Genomic DNA, 16,307 nt, shown 5'->3' with positions numbered 1-16,307 from the left:
CAGATGACGCTCCTACATTGCGCCGAATCGGTGAGCTAGAGGGTCTCCGTGTGGGAGCGGCCTCGCGCCGCGATGGGCCGCGTAGCGGCCCCAAGATATCAGCCCCGCATCACAGGCCGTCGCGGCCGGTCCGGCGCCCCGGCGAGACCGCTCAGGCATGTTGTTCAACATTGGAAACGGTCCCGCCCCAGACCCTGAAACGCCTCAGCGCCCCATCATCTCCCGCACCATGCGCTGCTGCTCCAGCACCTCTCGCTGGCGTTGGTCGATCTGCGAGGCCAGCGGGAAATTCCCCCCGGCGCGGCGCTTGGCGTAGTCGAGCTGCTGAATGGCCTGATCAAAGTCCCCCACCAAGGTGAAGTATTCCGCCCGCGCCCGGTGCAGGCCGATGGTATTGCCCGACAGCCCGCGCACCTCGGCCATGTCGTACCAGACGTCCGGATCATCCGGGCGGCTCTTGATCAGATCGTTCAACACCTTCTCCGCCTCGGCCGGCTTGTTCTGCTTGACCAGCAGGTCGGCGCGCACCTGCTTGAGCGGGTAATTACCTGGGTACAGCCCCTGCATGCGCTCGGCCCGCTGCTGTGCATCGGCCAGGCGATTGTTGGTGATATCCAGATCGATCTGCGCCAGGTTGTAGGTAATGTCGTTGGGCGCCTTGGCTAGCAGCGGCTTGAGCATCTCCCGTGCTTCGTTGAGCTGACCGCCCTTGATCTGCGCCAGCGCCAACCCGTAACGCGCCGCATCGAGTTTGGGGTCTTCGTCGAGCTGGGCGCGAAAACGCTTGGCCGCAAGCCCCGGCGTACCTTCATACGTCAGCGCTACCCGGGCGCGAATCAGCTGATAGCGCCGGCTGTCTTCCACACCGCCTTTTGGCGCCTGCTCGGCCCGGTTGCGGGTGTCGGCGATCCGCGACTCGGTTACCGGGTGCGTCAACAGAAATTCCGGCGGCTTGGCGTCATAACGGTACTGACGCGCCAGGCGTTCGAACATTGTCGGCATGTTGCGCGGATCGTAGCCGGCCTTTTCCAGGTTCTGAATGCCGATGCGGTCGGCTTCCTGCTCGTTTTGCCGGGAGAACCTGCGCTGCTCCTGAATCGCCGCAGCCTGGGTACCGGCAATCATGCCGATGCCGGCATCACCGGCGCCACCGGCCGCCAGCACGATACCGGTGAGCAACGCTGCCATCATCGGCAACTGCATGCGTTGCTGGGCCTCGATACCTCGGGCAAAGTGCCGTTGGGACAAGTGCGCCAGTTCGTGCGCCAGCACCGACGCGTACTCGCCTTCGGTCTGCGCATTGAGGAACAACCCGCCGTTGACACCCACGATGCCGCCTGGTGCTGCAAACGCGTTGAGTTCGCGGCTGTCGATCAGGATGAACTCCAGGCGACGATCCTGCAGCTGGCTGGTTTCGGCCAGGCGGTACACGCTGGTCTCCACGTAGTCCTTGAGCTGCGGGTCGTTGAGTTGGTTGACCTGGCCGCGCAGCAGGCTCAGCCAGGCGCGGCCAAGCTGATGTTCCTGCTGTGGCGAAACGATCGCCGAACTGGCGTCACCCAGCGACGGCAAGTCGTCAGCATGGCCAGGCAGGGCCATCAGGCAGGCCAGCGTCAGCAGGGTAGGGCGCAGTAGATTCATGCACGAAGCTCGCGTCGGTCAAAGATTGCTACTGTAGCGGGCTCACACGTTGGCGACCAGTGGCGCTATCCTAGGCGGCCGATCAGGCCGTAGGCCGGCATTGCCCTGGAGAGCCCCGTTGATGAGCACCCCCCTGACCTGTGACGCCGAACTCGATGCCAGCGGGCTGAACTGCCCGTTACCGCTGCTCAAGGCCAAGATGGCGCTCAATGGCCTGGCCAGTGGTGCCGTGCTCAAGATCATCGCGACCGACGCAGGTTCCCAACGCGACCTTCGCACCTTCGCTAAATTGGCCGGTCATAGCCTGTTGCACGAAACGGCCGAGGCCGGTACCTACACCTACTGGCTGCGCAAGGCCTGAGTCCTACAAGGATCGTTCATGTTCAAAGTGCTACGCGACTGGGTCCAGCGCTACTTCTCCGATGAAGAAGCGGTGGTGCTGGCGGTCTTGCTGTTTCTGGCGTTCACGGCGGTGCTCACGCTGGGCGGGATGCTGGCGCCAGTGTTGGCCGGCATGGTGCTGGCATTTCTCATGCAGGGGTTGGTCAACGCCCTGGAGCGTCTGCGAGTGCCTTCGAGACTGGCGGTCATGCTGGTCTTTGCCCTGTTCATGGGCGCGCTGGCGGTGTTCATGCTGGTGCTGGTGCCGCTGCTGTGGCACCAGCTGATCACCCTGTTCAACGAGCTGCCGGGCATGCTTGGCAAATGGCAGTCACTGCTGCTCCTGCTGCCAGAGCGCTACCCGCACCTGGTGTCGGACGAGCAGGTGCTGCATGCCATCGAGTCGGTCCGTGGCGAGATCGGCAAGTTCGGGCAATGGGCCCTGACGTTCTCCCTGTCCAGCCTGCCGCTGCTGGTCAACGCCATGATCTACCTGGTACTGGTGCCGATCCTGGTGTTCTTCTTCCTCAAGGACCGCGAGCTGATCGGCCGCTGGGTCAGTGGCTACCTGCCGCGTCAGCGCACCTTGCTCAACCGTGTGGGCAGCGAGATGAACCGGCAGATCGCCAACTACATCCGGGGCAAGGGCATCGAAATTCTGATCTGTGGCATTGCCACCTACATCGCATTCATCGCCCTGGGCCTGAACTACGCCGCGTTGCTGGCACTGTTGGTTGGGCTATCGGTGGTCGTGCCCTATGTAGGGGCGGTGGTGGTTACCGTGCCGGTGACACTGATCGCGTTGTTTCAATGGGGATGGGGAGACCAGTTCATCTACCTGATGACGGTCTACGCGATCATCCAGGCGCTCGATGGCAACGTGCTGGTGCCGCTGCTGTTCTCCGAGGCCGTCAGCCTGCACCCGGTAGCGATCATCTGCGCGGTCTTGCTGTTCGGTGGGCTGTGGGGGTTCTGGGGCATCTTCTTCGCCATTCCGTTGGCGACCCTGATCAAGGCCGTGCTGGATGCCTGGCCGCGTCAGGAGCCCAGTGTATCGCCCTTGCTCTGACAGCCATAGGGCTGCGCCGATGACCGACGCAGCCTGATCCGATCAGGCCTCGTTAAGGGCCTGGGCCGCTGCCAGCACGGCATCCACATGGCCAGGCACTTTCACCCCCCGCCACGCTTGGCGCAACACGCCCTCCTTATCGATCAGGAAGGTGCTGCGATCCACGCCCAGGTATTCCTTGCCGTACAGTTTTTTCAGCTTGATCACATCGAACAGCTGGCACAGGGCCTCGTCCTTGTCGCTGATCAACTCGAACGGGAAACCCTGCTTGGCCTTGAAGTTCTCGTGGGACTTCATGCCGTCGCGCGAGACGCCAAGCACCACGGTATTGGCGGCTTCGAAGGCGCCATGTTGATCGCGAAAGCCTTGGCCTTGGGTGGTGCAGCCTGGCGTGCTGTCTTTGGGGTAGAAATACACCACCACCTGGCGGCCCTTGAGCGTGGACAGGCTGACCGTCTGCCCACTGGTGGCCTGGGCGGTGAAGTCGGGGACAGGTTGGTCGAGTGCAACGGCCATGGGAACCTCCTCAGACAGGGTTTTGTGGGCGCCAGGGCTCGATCAGGGCATCGAGGTTCAGCGCGTCGGCAAAATCCAGGAACTGGTCGCGCAGCCAACTGATCTGGGTGCCGGCCGGCAGGATCACCGTGAACTGGGCATTGAGCATGCTGCTGCCAGTCTGCGGTGCCAGGTAGGTGTCGCACGTCATGGCTTCGAGCTCGACACGGTGGTCAAGGAAGAACTGGCACAGCTCGTTGATGATGTCAGGCCGGTAGGCGGCGCTGACATAGGCCACGTAGGGCAGGGCCTGCGGGCGTACTTCCTGGTCGGCGCTGCGCACCACGTCAAGGGTCAGGCCGTGCTTCTTGCCAAGGCCGGGGAGCATGGCCTCAAGGCGCGCCAGGGCATCCCAGCTGCCGCCGACCTGCAAAACCAGTGCGCTGGTCTCGCCATGGCGGCTCAGGCGCGAGGTGACCACCGCGCAGCGGTTTTCGAAGGCAGCGCGGCTCAGTACATTGGCCAGCTCCATGGGGTTGGGCCCCAAGGCGCTGATGACGAGGAATTGTTCGCGGACAGTGGGGGTGGACATGCAGCATTCCTAAAGCGATGAGCGGTCGATGCAGGACGGGCGAAAGCCTCCTGTAGGCAGCGCTCGGCACTCGCAGGCGAGGGCCGGGGCGCTGGCCGGGAGCAGGGTCTACGGCCCGGCGGGCCGTGCTGCACCGATCAAAGCATCAAGGGTAGCGAAATAAGGCGCCGAGGGGAATGCTCCGCCCGCCTGCTTCGCTTGTGCAAGGCCGATGCCCCCAGTACCATTACCGCTCTCTTTTTCCGGCAGGAGCAGATACATGATTGCGGGCAGTATGGTGGCACTGGTCACTCCCATGGATGCACAAGGGCGTGTTGACTGGGGCAGCCTCGACAAACTTGTAGACTTCCACCTGGAAAACGGCACCCACGCCATCGTCGCCGTCGGCACCACCGGTGAGTCCGCCACGCTGGATGTCGAAGAGCACATCCTGGTCATCAAGCACGTGGTCGAGCGCGTCAAGCGCAGCAAGAGCCCGATCCCGGTCATCGCCGGCACCGGTGCCAACTCCACTGCCGAAGCCGTGCACCTGACCCAGAACGCCAAGAATGCCGGCGCCGATGCCTGCCTGCTGGTCGTGCCGTACTACAACAAGCCGACCCAGGAAGGCCTGTACCAGCACTTCAAGCACGTTGCCGAGTCGGTCGACATCCCGCAGATCCTGTACAACGTGCCAGGCCGCACCTCCTGCGACATGCAGGCCGAAACCGTCATCCGCCTCTCGACGGTGCCCAACATCATCGGCATCAAGGAAGCCACCGGTGACATGGCCCGCGCCAAGGCCATCCTCGAGGGCGTTGCCAGCGACTTCATCGTGCTGTCCGGTGACGATCCAACCGCCGTCGAGCTGATCCTGATGGGCGGCAAGGGCAACATCTCCGTCACGGCCAACGTCGCCCCGCGGCAAATGGCCGACCTGTGCGAGGCCGCCCTTGAGGGCAATGCCGAGAAGGCCCGCGCAATCAACGACACGCTCATGCCGCTGCACAAAGACCTGTTCTGCGAGTCCAACCCGATCCCCGTCAAATGGGCGCTGGTCGAGATGGGCCTGATGAAAAAAGGCATTCGCCTGCCACTGACCTGGCTTAGCGAAGGCTGCCACGACAAAGTCCGTACTGCCCTGCGCCAGTCCGGCGTACTGGTTTAAGAGGAAGTACCCTGCATGAAGCGACTGGCTGGCCTTTCTGCCCTTGCCCTGATCATCTCCAGCACCAGTGGGTGCGGCTGGCTGTGGGGCGAGGATGGTTATTTCCGCGACCGCGGCAGCGATTACCTGCAGGCGCACTCGACCGCGCCCATGCAGTTGCCTTCGGACGTCAGCGGCGTCAAGCGCCTCGACCCCCTGCTGCCCATCCCGCGCAATGTTGCCGACGACAACGTCAGCGGCGAGTACGAAGTGCCGCGCCCTCAGCCGCTGACCGGCGGTGCGGGCCAGGCCAACGACTACAGCCTGCAGCGCAGCGGCAGCAGCCGTTGGGTACTGGCCCAGCACGCCCCGGCTGAAGTCTGGCCGGTGGCGCGTCAGTTCTTCGAGGACAACGGCTTCCGTATCGCTGAGGAGCGTCCGCAGACGGGCGAATTCAGCACCACCTGGCAGCGTTTCGACGAACTCTCGGCCTCCCTTGGCCAGCGCCTGGCCAGCACGGCCAGCAGCAACGACAGCGAAGTGCGCGTGCGTGTGCGCATGGAGCCCGGCGTGCAGCGCAACACCTCCGAGGTATACGTGGTCACCGTCGAGCGTCCGGCTGGCAGCAGCGCCGAACCTGACTTCCCGTCCAGCTCCACCAACACCGGCGCCGACGCCCTGCTGGTCGACGAGTTGCTCGCCAGCATGAACCGCAGCGCCGAGAAGGGCGGTTCGGTGTCGCTGCTGGCCGAACGTGATTTCGATGTGCCGAACCGCGTCAGCCTGAGCGAAGACGGCAGCGGCAACCCGGTCCTGAACGTTGGCGCCGACCTGGATCGCGCCTGGTCCAGCGTTGGCCGTGCCCTGGAGCAGGGTGGCCAGTGGCGGGTCGAGGACATCAACCGCAGCCTGGGCCTGTACTACATCAACCTGTCCGAAAAACCCGAGGACAAAGAGAACAAGCCTGGCTTCTTCGGTCGTGTGTTCGGCAGCGAGCCCACCAAGGAAGAGCGCGAAGCCCGTGCCGAGCGCTATCAGGTGCGCCTGAGCAAAGTGGGTGAAAACGTGCAGGTCACGGTCGAGAAGAACATCAACACCGTGGCTCCGGCCGATGTCGCTCGACGTGTGCTGAGTGCCATTCAGGACCACTTGGGTTAAGTGCGCTTCGCCGTACTTGGAAGCGGTAGCCAGGGAAACGGCACGCTGATCGCCAGTGGTGATACCTACATCCTGGTCGATTGCGGTTTTTCCCTGCGCGAGACCGAGCGGCGCCTGGCGCTGCTCGGTGTCTCGGCAGCCCAACTGAGCGCTGTGCTGGTCACCCACGAACATGCCGACCACGTGCATGGGGTTGGCCTGCTGTCGCGGCGCTACAATGTACCGGTCTACCTGAGCCAGGGCACTTTGCGCGGGCTGCGAAAGCCGGTGGAAGTGGCCGGTTTCCTGGCTTGCGGCCAGCGCCTGAGCGTCGGCAGCCTGGAGGTTACGGCATCGCGCGTAGAGCACGATGCCCATGAACCGTTGCAGTACGTGATCAGCGACGGCACACGCCGTTTCGGCATGCTGACGGACCTGGGCTCGTACGACGCGCGGCTGCTGGACGGCTATCGCGACCTGAATGCGCTGTTGATCGAAGCGAATCATTGCCGCGACATGCTGGCGCGTGGTCACTACCCCTACTTTCTCAAGCAGCGGGTCGGCGGCATGCGCGGGCATTTGAACAACCACCAGGCCGCGAGCCTGGTACATGAGCTGGGCTGGAATACCCTGCAGTATCTGGTGCTGGCCCACCTCAGCAGCAAGAACAACCTGCCACACCTGGCCCGCCAGTGCTTTGTCGACACCCTTGGGTGCGACCCTGACTGGCTTGAGGTGGCAAATCAGGAACACGGGCTCGACTGGCGCGCCATCGCCTAGCCCACCCCTCACGCAAGCGGAGCCCAATCATGGAAAAACGCGACGAACTCTACCGCGGCAAGGCCAAATCGGTTTACAAGACCGATGACGCCGACCGCTTGATCCTGCTGTTTCGCAACGACACGTCGGCCTTCGACGGCAAGCGCATCGAGCAGCTGGACCGCAAGGGCACGGTGAACAACAAGTTCAACGCCTTCATCATGCAGAAGCTCGAAGAAGCCGGCGTGCCGACCCAGTTCGACAAACTGCTGGGCGACAACGAGTGCCTGGTCAAGAAGCTGGACATGATCCCGGTCGAATGCGTCGTGCGTAACTACGCAGCCGGCAGCCTGGTCAAGCGCTTGGGCGTGGAGGAGGGCATCAAGCTGGAGCCGTCCACCTTCGAGCTGTTCCTGAAAAACGACGAAAAGGGCGACCCCTTCATCAACGAATCCCACGTTGTCGCCTTCGGCTGGGGCACCGCCGAGCAACTGGTCGAAATGAAGAAGCTGTCGCTCAAGGTCAACGAGGTGCTGACCAAGCTGTTCGACGACGCCGGCCTGCTGCTGGTCGACTTCAAGCTGGAGTTCGGTGTCTTCCACGGCCAGATCGTGCTGGGCGACGAGTTCAGCCCCGACGGCTGCCGCCTGTGGGACAAGGAAACCCGTAAGAAGATGGACAAGGACCGCTTCCGTCAGGGCCTGGGCGATGTGATCGAAGCCTACGAAGAAGTTGCCAAGCGTCTGGGCGTGCCGCTGTAAGGCGCCCGCACACGCAAGCGCCTGATACCACGCGGTTTTTTTGAAAATAAAGGTTTGCGTTTTCAGAATTCGCTGGTATGATGCGCGGCATTGGAGAGATGCCGGAGTGGTCGAACGGGACGGATTCGAAATCCGTTGTACTGGCAACAGTACCTAGGGTTCAAATCCCTATCTCTCCGCCATACGCGAAGTAGTCAAAGCCCCCGAAAATGTTGAAGTTTTCGGGGGCTTTGTCGTTTTCGTGGTTCGGATTAGGGCATTCTTAGGCTCTGTCTGAAAAAAGCCGTCGCATACACCGCAGGACACAAGCCAGCGAAACCATCGCGGCGTAACTTTTTGCGAGCTTGTCGAAGCGCGTGACGATCCGGCGGTTCTCTTTCAACCAGCCAAACATGCGTTCGATGATGTTGCGCTGTCGGTATTTGGGCCGGTCGAACAGTCTGGGTAAGCCAGGCTTGGGCTTGCGCTTCATCGAGCGCAGCGGGATGACGGGTTGCATTCGATATTGATCGCAGTAGCGGCGTAGCGCTTCGGCGTCGTAGCCCTTGTCGGCAAGTAGCCATTTACAGCGCTTGCGCGGACGGCCACGTCGGCTCGATGGAATGCTGACCTCGTCCAGCAGTGGTTGTGCGTAGCTGATGTCACTGGCTTGACCGCCAGAGAGGAGAAAGCGCAACGGTATCCCGTTGGCATCGCAGAGCATGTGGATTTTGGTTGTCAGGCCGCCACGACTTCGGCCTAGAGCGTGATCGGCAGGCTCGTCAGGCCCCCTTTTTTCCGCGCTCCAGATGAAGCACGGGTTGCTCTAACAGCGGTCGAATCGATCATCCAGGTGTGGGGATCAATCAAGCCTTTGTCATTGAGTCTGAGGTGCAATCGTCTGAGCATCTGATCGAACGTTCCGCGGTTTCGCCAGACTCGGAAGCGGTGATAGACAGTCGCCCAAGACCCGAAACGCTCGGGCATATCTCGCCAGGCTGCTCCTGAGCAGAGCACCTAGAGAACACCATCGAGCATCAAGCGATCACTGCTGCGGGGCCTGCCCCTGACGTGGACTGCCGTAAAGAGGTCGGCGACCACCTCCCATGCTTCATCAGAGAGCTCATAACGCTTTGCCATCACAGAATTCCTTTCCGTTGATGGTCGGCGACTGTACCGAACCCAGGCTGTTCCGCGGCCACATTTCAGTTTCTTGGGATTTCAGACAGAGCCTAGGGCAGAATCGCGCTTCGCTAGTCCGCTATAGGCCGGATTAGATCAGTTATTTTGGTCTGGTGTAGGGGCGGGTTCAAAGCGCTAGCGGAATCTATTGAAATATAGCGTTTTTTGCTAGATATTATTAGACATTGCTAGATACCAATATCCTGGAGGCGCTCAAATGGATCCCTATCGTAACCCCTTTGCACCTGGGGCGGGCAGCAGACCCCCAGAGTTAGCAGGAAGGGATGATGTCCTAGAAGCGGCGCGAATAGCTTGCGGCCGCGCAGTCGCAGGCCGTAGTGCTCGTTCAATGATGCTTCTCGGACTCCGCGGTACTGGCAAGACGGTGCTGCTGAATGAAGTAGGCAAAATCGCCTCCTCCGAAGGGCTCCTTGTATCCAAAGTGGAATCGCCTGAGAGCGAATCCTTGGCTCGCCTTCTTTATCCCGAAATGCGCAAGGTGATGAGGGCTTTGTCTACTGTAGAGGCGGCTAAACAGATCGCGTCTCGCGGCCTAAAAGGGCTACGCGGATTTGCCGCTTGCTTCAAAATCGAGGTCGCAGGCGTTGAAGTAGGGGTAGAGGCTGAGCCCGGTCTCGCTGATAGCGGGGATCTACAATACGACCTGCCCGATCTTTTCCGTGAGATCGGCAAGGCGGCGCAAGCGGCAGGGAAAGGTTGGATACTTCTCATTGACGAAGTTCAATATTTGTCTGAAGGAGATCTGAGCGCCCTGATTGTCTCGATTCACCAGATGGCACAAGATGGACTTCCAGTGTTGATGGTTGGCGCGGGTTTACCACAAGTAGCCAAGCTTGCAGGGGAAGCGAAATCGTACGCAGAAAGGCTGTTCCTCTATCCCGAGGTCAGTGCGTTAGACCCAGTTTCCGCCGCGCGCGCTGTAGAGAAACCCATTGTTGAAGAAGAGTCCTCTATCGGAGAGGCAGCCCTGCAGTCAATCGTCGACAGAACACGGGGCTATCCTTTTTTCCTACAGGAGTGGGCTTCCTTTTCTTGGAACAACGCAGATGGTCCTGAGATTACAGAAGACGACGTGGAAAGATCGTATGGTGAGACCCTGGCATCTTTAGATACAGGTTTTTTCCGGGTCCGGATTGATCGACTAACCCGTGCCGAAGTGCAATTCGTTAAGGCCATGTCGGACCTTGGAGACGGACCATATGCGATGGCAGATATTGCAAAAAGTATGGATAGATCGCAGTCTTCTTTAGGGCCTACTCGTGCAAATATTATCGCCAAAGGGATGATATATAGCACGGATCACGGTTACTTAGATTTCACTGTTCCATTATTTGCTGAATTCATGCGTCGCCAAGACGGCCGTTAACATGTAGTAAGATTTTTGCAGCAGGCTTTAAGCCTGCTGCAAATCCGACCAAAGCTTTTGCTAGTTCAGCGCGTCCATGGTGGGATTTGCTTGGTTTTGACTATTTACTTCGCCAAAGCCCATCATGTTGGAAACAACCTCCGCCATGCTTTTCGTGTCCTTAGATATCCATCGGCCGTAGTGCTTGCGCACCATGGTCGTATCGCTATGGCCGAGTTGTCGGGCAACCCATTCAATCGGAACATAGCTCGACAGCGCTTGGCTCGCGAACGTGTGGCGCGCCTGGTTAGCGCCTCGATGGCGAATGCCGGCTTTCTCCAGATGGGCGGGCACCGCCGCGTTTAACGAGCTACACCGGCAAGCGTCGTTTCGTTGGCAGGGGCAGGAGCGGTTGCGCCGGAGCACGGCGCAGCAGGCCGTGGGCCTGGGTGAGGAAAAGATCACGCTCAAAGGTGCGATCTTCCCGAACCACAAGGCCGGGCTCAAGCAGCTCAACACCTTGCGTTCCATCGGCCGCAACCTGCGCGCGCTTAACCTCGTGACGGGCTACGGCGAGGTGCTGGGCGACTGGTGCCTGATCAGTGTCGAGGAAGAACAAAGCCACCTGCTGGCAGGCGGTATCCCCCGAAAACAAGGCTTCACCCTGGAGTTTGTGAGCTATGGCAACGACCTGCAGAACGTCTGACGGGGATCTGCTCGATGTTATCTGCCAACACCATTACGGGCACCTCAACGGCACCGTCGAGGCGGTGCTCGATGCCAACCCGGATCTGGCCAGGCAGGCGCAGCCGTACCGCGCCGGCCAGCTGATCCTGCTGCCGGATCTTCCGGCGCCGGCGGTCGAGCTGCTGCAGCTGTTCGGCTAAACCGCGTTACGCGTAACGAACCCCGCCCCGTGCGGGGTTTTGCATTTCTGGAGCCTGCATGAAACCCACGTATCAAATCGTCGCGGATGGCAACGACATTACCGCGCTGATCAATGACCGCCTGTTGCTGCTGCGCACCTCGGACAAGCCCGGCATGGAGTCGGACGAGTTCGAGCTGCGCATTGACGACCGCGACCAGGCGGTTGCGCTGCCGGCACGCGGTAGCAACGTCGTGGTCATGATGGGCTACGAGGGCCAAGGGCTGACCCGCTTGGGCGCCTACACCGTCGACGAGGTGGAATTGAGCGGGCCGCCCGACACCATCGTGATACGCGGCAAGGCCAGCGACATGCGCGGCAGTGGCAAGACCGTGCGTAGCGGCAGCTGGGAGAACGTGCCAGTGTCGCAGATCGTTGGCGAAATCGCCAAGCGCAACGGCTGGGAGGTGTCTTGCCCGGTCGACACCAAGGTCGAGCGCGTCGACCAGCGCAACGAGTCGGATTACAACTTTGTCACCCGCCTGGCCAAGCAGTACGACTGCACCGCCAAGGTGGCCGAAAGCAAGCTGTTGGTCATGCCGCGCCAAGGCGGCCAAAGCACCACCGGCAAGGCGCTGGCGGTCATCACCATCAACAAGACGGACGTTTCCCGCTATCAGTTCCGCCTCGGTGATCGCAACTCGCAGAAGGCGGTGAAGACCCAGCACCAGGACCCGAAGACGGGCAAGTTGCAGGTGGTCGAGCTGGCCAACGACGAGTCGCCGGACGGCCTGCCGCCGGTGCACACCGACCGTCATGTCTACCCCAACAAAACCGCCGCCCAGCAGGCCGCCAAGGCGCGCCTGGCCGCGTTCAACCGCAGCACGGCCGGCGTGCGCCTGGAAATGCCCGGTCGCACCGATCTGTTTGCCGAACGCTCGATCAACGCCCAGGGCTTCAAGCCGGGGCTCGATGGCGAGTACCTGGTGGACGGCGTCGAGCAGGTATTCACCCAGTCCGGCTGGACTACGACCGTTGAGTGCAACGGCGGCAAGAAGGGCAAGGCCAAGGCCTCGGGCAAGAAAAAGAAAGACACCAAGCCGCTCAAGGTTGAGCAGCTGTAACCCCGGCCGCACGCGGCCATGACTGGAGACCTCAATGGGTATCTCAATTCAACAGCTTCAAAAGATCCTCCCTAACGCCGGCTCGAAAGCCGGCGTTTTCGTTCCCGGGCTCAACGCCACCATGGGTAAGTTCGCCATCATCACGCGCCTGCGTATGGCTGCGTTTCTCGCCCAGATCGGGCACGAGTCGGGGCAGCTGCAGTACGTGCGTGAGCTCGGCAATGACAAGTACTTGTCGAAGTACGACACCGGTCGCCTGGCTCAGCGCTTGGGCAACACACCTGCAGCAGACGGTGATGGCCAGCTGTATAGAGGGCGTGGGCTCATCCAGGTAACCGGTCGGTTCAATTACGAAGCTCTGTTCGGTGACAGTCGCCTGCTCAATACCCCCGAGCTGCTCGAGCATCCAGTCTACGCATCGATGTCGGCCGGTTGGTTTTGGCAGAAGGAGGGCCTGAACAGCTTGGCCGACAAGTGCGACATCCTGGCCATCACCAAGCGTATCAATGGTGGTACCAACGGCCTGGAGGATCGCAAGACCATCTACAAGCGAGCGCTCGAGGTGCTGCAGTGAGCGCCTGGACCACCCGCTTGGTCGCCGTGGTGCTGCTGCTGGCCGCCAGCGCTGGCGGCGCCCGGGTAGCCTGGATGTGGCAGGCCAACGCCTACAAGGCGCAGTTGGCTGCTCAAGCCGATGACTTCGGCAAGCAGTTGGCGGAGAAGGATCGCGCACATGGCCTGGAGCGAGAGAAGGCTGCTGCAGCAGCGCTTGATCAGCTGGCTGAAGAACAGGATGCGCGGCGCGCCCTGGAATCGCGCCTGCAGGCCCAGGCACAAACGCACTGGCAGGAGATGGAAGATGCTCAACAAACTCAAGCTCGCCTGCGTGACCGGCTTGCTACCGCTGATCTGCGGCTGTCAGTCCTTGTCGAGGCCGGAGCCCTTGCCGCCTCGAGTAGTGACGGTGGGCTGCGAGAAGCCGCCGGCCCCGGAGGCCTGGTACATGGCGCCATACGCGCCCCACTTGACCGAGCGCATGCTCAACGAATTGTCGCCATCACCGACGAAGGTGACCGGGGACTGATCGCGCTGCAGGCCTGCCAGGCCTATGTCCGCGAAGTCACCCAGTAGTAAAGAGGCGAGCCGGGACGGATGCGTCAACATCCAGCCCGGCCCACCGAACCCGCAGACCCTTCCTGCAAGTCCAGCCGTGACCTCTGCCTTGTGCACAAAGCGCGGCGAGCCTAACACCTGTTTATCTATACAGTAAAGACTTGCATACCTATGACCTCTCCAATCATCCCCTGGATGGGCGGCAAACGCCGCCTGGCCGACCGCTTGATCCCTCTCTTTCCCCCTCATGAATGCTATGTTGAAGTCTTCGCCGGCGGTGCCGCGTTGTTCTTCATGCGTCCCCAGCCCGCTCCGGTGGAGGTGCTGAACGATCTCAACGGTGACTTGGTCACCCTCTACCGCGTTGTGCAGCACCACCTGGAGGAGTTCGTCCGCCAGTTCAAATGGGCGCTCAGCTCCCGCCAGATTTTCGAGTGGCAGAAGATGACGCGGCCCGAAACCCTGACCGACATCCAGCGCGCGGCGCGGTTCTTCTATCTGCAGCAGCACGCCTTCGGCGGCAAGGTCACGGGGCAAACATTCGGTACCGCTACCACGGGTCCGGCCATCAACCTGCTGCGCATTGAGGAAAACCTGTCCGCCGCGTGGCAGCGCCTCGCCGGCACTTACGTCGAGAACTTGTCTTGGCTCGCCTGCGCCGAGCGCTATGATCGAGTGCACACGTTCTTCTACATGGATCCACCTTACTGGCAAACCGTCGGCTACGGCGTCGACTTCCCCTTTGAGGAGTACCAACGCATGGCAGACTTCATGCGGCGGTGCAAGGGCAGGGTGATGGTCAGCATCAACGATCACCCAGACATTCGGCGGGTTTTCGACGGCTTCCACTTTGAGTGCTTGGATATCCGCTACAGCACTACTAACCAGCGCCACTGCAAGGCGGACGTCACGGGTGAGCTGGTGATAATGAACTGGCAGCCGGCCTCGCTAGGCAGCTTGTTCTAAATGCCTCTTTCTAGTTGTGCGTCGGCGACTCGACTCAGTTTAAGAAGTGATTACACTGGGCCATCACCCAACAAGGAGCAAGGCCATGAGTGAAGCGCCACATGACCCACAGAACCCCTACGCCAGCATGCCCCTGCATCACTTGCTGTTTCTCAAGGTCCGTGACGGGGGTGGGCCGACCAAGGTGGCCCACTCGGTAGCGGAACTGCACGAAATCACCATTGATGAATTGAAAGCGCATTGCCGCCGCGCTGTGGACGATATTCTGGTTGATCGCGCGCTTGCCGTGTACGAAGTACCGGTGGCTGAGTGGGCGCGCCGCTAACTGTCCATAACGGATTTTCTGTTAAATAGAGGCCCCCAGTCCGCAAGGACCGGGGGCCTTTCTTTTGCCCGTGGCTCCCAAAATGACGGAAATGGGCGACCAAAACCGCTAAAGTGATTTCGGCGCACCCCAGGGCTGCCCCGCGAATCACGCGGGCTGCAGATCCCGTTGACTTAACCCCTACGCCTGAGCAAGGAATTGCCCCCCATGGCCACCTACCTTTTGCACTACTGCTATTACCAGCCTGCACCCGTTTCGGACGACTTTATGGAGCACGTGAACAATCCCAAACTACCCGTGCAGGTCCACGGGCGCTGGCTGATCGAATTGGTGAATGACCTGGAGTACGTCAGCGATGTGACTTGGATTGAAAGCTTTCTGAGTGAAGAGCACTTCAAGCAGGGCAATATCGGCTGCAGCAATTTCCAGTTGCTGGGCTGGCAGCGCTTGAGCGGCCAGAACCGCCCCGCCGAGGCCGTTTGATGACCAGTGCCGCGCTGTCCTACCGGGGGCCGGCCGACCTGACCCTGACCTATGACGCGGCGCCCGGGCTCGGCCGCACCACCGAGCGCCCGGGCGTCGACGTGGTGGTCAGCCGGCCCAGCGCCGGCGCGCCGGTGTCGGTGCTGGTCGACCGCCAGTTGGGCGTGGCCCTGCTGCTGGCCCCGGGCGTCGGCCGCGCCACCCTGGTGCTGCCCGACGGCACCGTGCTGGCCGGCGCGGTGCAGGGGGTTGCCGAGAGCGGCGACTATTTCGAGATTGCCGCCGTGTCGCAATCGACCCAGGGGAATCGTTATGCGTAACGCCGGTGAGTTCATGCCCGGGCTGGTCCTGCCGCCGGTCTACCACGGGGTGCTGCGCAAGCATCTGACGGAAATCCAGATAGCCAACAGCGCGACCAACTGCCTGATCGCCCAGGCGCGCGCCGAGGGCATGGTGGAAGCCCTGGAGCTACTGAAAGCGCTGGAGGCCGATCAGATCGAGCGCTTGTACCTGCTGATCGAGCAGGCCGCCACGGCGCGCCTGCAGGAACTGGGGCGCACCCAGTGATCGGCCAGGCGGTGGATGTGAACACCCTGCGGGTGCTGGCCAGCACCCGCCAGGTGCGCGAGGCGGTGGCCGGCCGCTGGGAAGAAGACCGCAGTCAGTGGACCCTGAGCATCCGCGTCGGCGGCCCCACGGCGCGGCTGATCCCGGTGCGCTCCAAGCGCGACGCGGTGAAGACCTGGGCCAAGGTCGATACCCTGGTGAAGTTTGCCGAAGAGGTGGGCTTAGAGGGGGTTCGCGTCGAGTTCTGAGGCAAGTTATCTGGCTCATCAAATTCGTTAATCGGTCTCTAAGCGTCAGTGGAACCTCTGGCATGATTGACCGCTATCGTCCTATCACTGCGCTTCGTGGAGGGCAGAAATGGGTCAGTGACCGGTCA

General features: G+C 61.4%; 20 protein-coding genes, 1 tRNA gene and 3 pseudogenes. 19 read left to right on the top strand and 5 right to left on the bottom strand.

Features of this window, described 5'->3' with window-relative positions:
• Nucleotides 1-204 precede the first annotated feature (204 nt).
• Nucleotides 205-1,641, bottom strand: a complete 1,437-nt coding sequence (locus tag ACF8GB_RS20485; RefSeq protein ID WP_392527578.1) for a M48 family metalloprotease — start codon at nucleotides 1,639-1,641, stop codon at nucleotides 205-207.
• Between the two features lie 121 nt (nucleotides 1,642-1,762).
• Between ACF8GB_RS20485 and ACF8GB_RS20480 the strand changes: the two genes are divergently transcribed.
• Both ACF8GB_RS20480 and ACF8GB_RS20475 read left to right on the top strand, forming a co-directional pair.
• Nucleotides 1,763-2,002, top strand: a complete 240-nt coding sequence (locus tag ACF8GB_RS20480; protein ID WP_058638494.1) for a sulfurtransferase TusA family protein — start codon at nucleotides 1,763-1,765, stop codon at nucleotides 2,000-2,002.
• Between the two features lie 18 nt (nucleotides 2,003-2,020).
• Complete coding sequence (locus ACF8GB_RS20475) at nucleotides 2,021-3,091, top strand: AI-2E family transporter (protein WP_058638493.1); 1,071 nt, start codon at nucleotides 2,021-2,023, stop codon at nucleotides 3,089-3,091.
• Nucleotides 3,092-3,133: 42 nt separating this feature from the next.
• On the opposite strand, the gene ACF8GB_RS20470 is transcribed toward ACF8GB_RS20475, so the two are convergent.
• Together ACF8GB_RS20470 and ACF8GB_RS20465 are read right to left on the bottom strand one after the other, a co-directional pair.
• Nucleotides 3,134-3,607, bottom strand: coding sequence for a peroxiredoxin (locus tag ACF8GB_RS20470; protein ID WP_078478139.1), 474 nt, complete (start codon nucleotides 3,605-3,607; stop codon nucleotides 3,134-3,136).
• Nucleotides 3,608-3,617: 10 nt separating this feature from the next.
• Nucleotides 3,618-4,178, bottom strand: a complete 561-nt coding sequence (locus ACF8GB_RS20465; protein WP_023536329.1) for a glycine cleavage system protein R — start codon at nucleotides 4,176-4,178, stop codon at nucleotides 3,618-3,620.
• Nucleotides 4,179-4,437: 259 nt separating this feature from the next.
• Between ACF8GB_RS20465 and dapA the strand changes: the two genes are divergently transcribed.
• From dapA to ACF8GB_RS20440, 5 genes are all read left to right on the top strand, one after another.
• Complete coding sequence (gene dapA / locus ACF8GB_RS20460; RefSeq protein ID WP_058638491.1) at nucleotides 4,438-5,325, top strand: 4-hydroxy-tetrahydrodipicolinate synthase; 888 nt, start codon at nucleotides 4,438-4,440, stop codon at nucleotides 5,323-5,325.
• A 15-nt stretch (nucleotides 5,326-5,340) separates the two neighbouring features.
• A complete protein-coding gene (gene bamC, locus ACF8GB_RS20455; protein ID WP_058638490.1) occupies nucleotides 5,341-6,462 on the top strand; it encodes an outer membrane protein assembly factor BamC in 1,122 nt (373 codons plus the stop codon).
• A complete protein-coding gene (locus ACF8GB_RS20450) occupies nucleotides 6,463-7,221 on the top strand; it encodes an MBL fold metallo-hydrolase (protein ID WP_392527575.1) in 759 nt (252 codons plus the stop codon).
• 29 nt (nucleotides 7,222-7,250) lie between these two features.
• Nucleotides 7,251-7,961, top strand: a complete 711-nt coding sequence (gene purC, locus ACF8GB_RS20445; RefSeq protein WP_016498342.1) for a phosphoribosylaminoimidazolesuccinocarboxamide synthase — start codon at nucleotides 7,251-7,253, stop codon at nucleotides 7,959-7,961.
• Between the two features lie 92 nt (nucleotides 7,962-8,053).
• Nucleotides 8,054-8,143 (top strand) — tRNA-Ser (locus tag ACF8GB_RS20440).
• An 80-nt stretch (nucleotides 8,144-8,223) separates the two neighbouring features.
• Here the strand turns inward: ACF8GB_RS20440 and ACF8GB_RS20435 are convergent.
• Nucleotides 8,224-9,080 (bottom strand): annotated as a pseudogene (locus ACF8GB_RS20435) (IS5 family transposase).
• 259 nt (nucleotides 9,081-9,339) lie between these two features.
• On the opposite strand from ACF8GB_RS20435, the gene ACF8GB_RS20430 reads away from it, so the two are divergent.
• Nucleotides 9,340-10,509, top strand: a complete 1,170-nt coding sequence (locus ACF8GB_RS20430; protein WP_392527574.1) for an AAA family ATPase — start codon at nucleotides 9,340-9,342, stop codon at nucleotides 10,507-10,509.
• Between the two features lie 60 nt (nucleotides 10,510-10,569).
• Here ACF8GB_RS20430 and ACF8GB_RS20425 read toward each other — a convergent pair.
• A pseudogene (locus tag ACF8GB_RS20425) lies at nucleotides 10,570-10,836 on the bottom strand (hypothetical protein); the annotation flags it as partial.
• A 4-nt stretch (nucleotides 10,837-10,840) separates the two neighbouring features.
• Here ACF8GB_RS20425 and ACF8GB_RS20420 point away from each other — a divergent pair.
• The 11 genes and pseudogenes from ACF8GB_RS20420 to ACF8GB_RS20370 form a co-directional block, all read left to right on the top strand.
• Nucleotides 10,841-11,194: pseudogene (locus ACF8GB_RS20420) on the top strand (phage tail protein); the annotation flags it as partial.
• On the top strand, nucleotides 11,169-11,375 hold the full coding sequence (locus tag ACF8GB_RS20415; protein WP_392527573.1) for a tail protein X: 207 nt from the start codon (nucleotides 11,169-11,171) through the stop codon (nucleotides 11,373-11,375). The pseudogene ACF8GB_RS20420 and the gene ACF8GB_RS20415, both read left to right, overlap by 26 nt.
• 58 nt (nucleotides 11,376-11,433) lie before the next feature.
• Nucleotides 11,434-12,477 carry a phage late control D family protein gene (locus ACF8GB_RS20410; RefSeq protein WP_392527571.1) on the top strand — a complete coding sequence of 348 codons (1,044 nt, stop codon included), beginning with the start codon at nucleotides 11,434-11,436 and terminating at the stop codon, nucleotides 12,475-12,477.
• A gap of 34 nt (nucleotides 12,478-12,511) precedes the next feature.
• The gene (locus ACF8GB_RS20405; protein ID WP_392527569.1) at nucleotides 12,512-13,051 is read left to right on the top strand and encodes a glycoside hydrolase family 19 protein; all 540 of its coding nucleotides are present in this window, start codon (nucleotides 12,512-12,514) and stop codon (nucleotides 13,049-13,051) included.
• Nucleotides 13,048-13,608, top strand: coding sequence for a lysis protein (locus tag ACF8GB_RS20400; RefSeq protein ID WP_392527568.1), 561 nt, complete (start codon nucleotides 13,048-13,050; stop codon nucleotides 13,606-13,608). Before ACF8GB_RS20405 ends, ACF8GB_RS20400 begins: the two co-directional genes overlap by 4 nt.
• Nucleotides 13,609-13,761: 153 nt before the next feature.
• Entirely contained in the window at nucleotides 13,762-14,556 is a 795-nt protein-coding gene (locus ACF8GB_RS20395) for a DNA adenine methylase (RefSeq protein ID WP_279925241.1), read from the top strand.
• An 85-nt stretch (nucleotides 14,557-14,641) separates the two neighbouring features.
• Nucleotides 14,642-14,881, top strand: a complete 240-nt coding sequence (locus ACF8GB_RS20390) for a hypothetical protein (protein ID WP_279925240.1) — start codon at nucleotides 14,642-14,644, stop codon at nucleotides 14,879-14,881.
• Nucleotides 14,882-15,088: 207 nt separating this feature from the next.
• Complete coding sequence (locus ACF8GB_RS20385; RefSeq protein ID WP_392527566.1) at nucleotides 15,089-15,364, top strand: hypothetical protein; 276 nt, start codon at nucleotides 15,089-15,091, stop codon at nucleotides 15,362-15,364.
• Nucleotides 15,364-15,684 (top strand): hypothetical protein, encoded by a 321-nt coding sequence (locus tag ACF8GB_RS20380; RefSeq protein WP_392527565.1) that lies wholly within the window; start codon nucleotides 15,364-15,366, stop codon nucleotides 15,682-15,684. Before ACF8GB_RS20385 ends, ACF8GB_RS20380 begins: the two co-directional genes overlap by 1 nt.
• Nucleotides 15,677-15,931 carry a hypothetical protein gene (locus ACF8GB_RS20375; protein ID WP_392527564.1) on the top strand — a complete coding sequence of 85 codons (255 nt, stop codon included), beginning with the start codon at nucleotides 15,677-15,679 and terminating at the stop codon, nucleotides 15,929-15,931. Before ACF8GB_RS20380 ends, ACF8GB_RS20375 begins: the two co-directional genes overlap by 8 nt.
• Entirely contained in the window at nucleotides 15,928-16,179 is a 252-nt protein-coding gene (locus tag ACF8GB_RS20370; RefSeq protein ID WP_392527562.1) for a hypothetical protein, read from the top strand. The genes ACF8GB_RS20375 and ACF8GB_RS20370 overlap by 4 nt, the downstream gene beginning before the upstream one ends.
• The last annotated feature ends 128 nt before the right edge of the window (nucleotides 16,180-16,307 follow it).

It is taken from the genome of Pseudomonas sp. xss_4 (assembly GCF_043104125.1).
Lineage (GTDB): Bacteria > Pseudomonadota > Gammaproteobacteria > Pseudomonadales > Pseudomonadaceae > Aquipseudomonas > Aquipseudomonas parafulva_B.
This window is presented reverse-complemented; position numbering and strand designations above follow the sequence as displayed.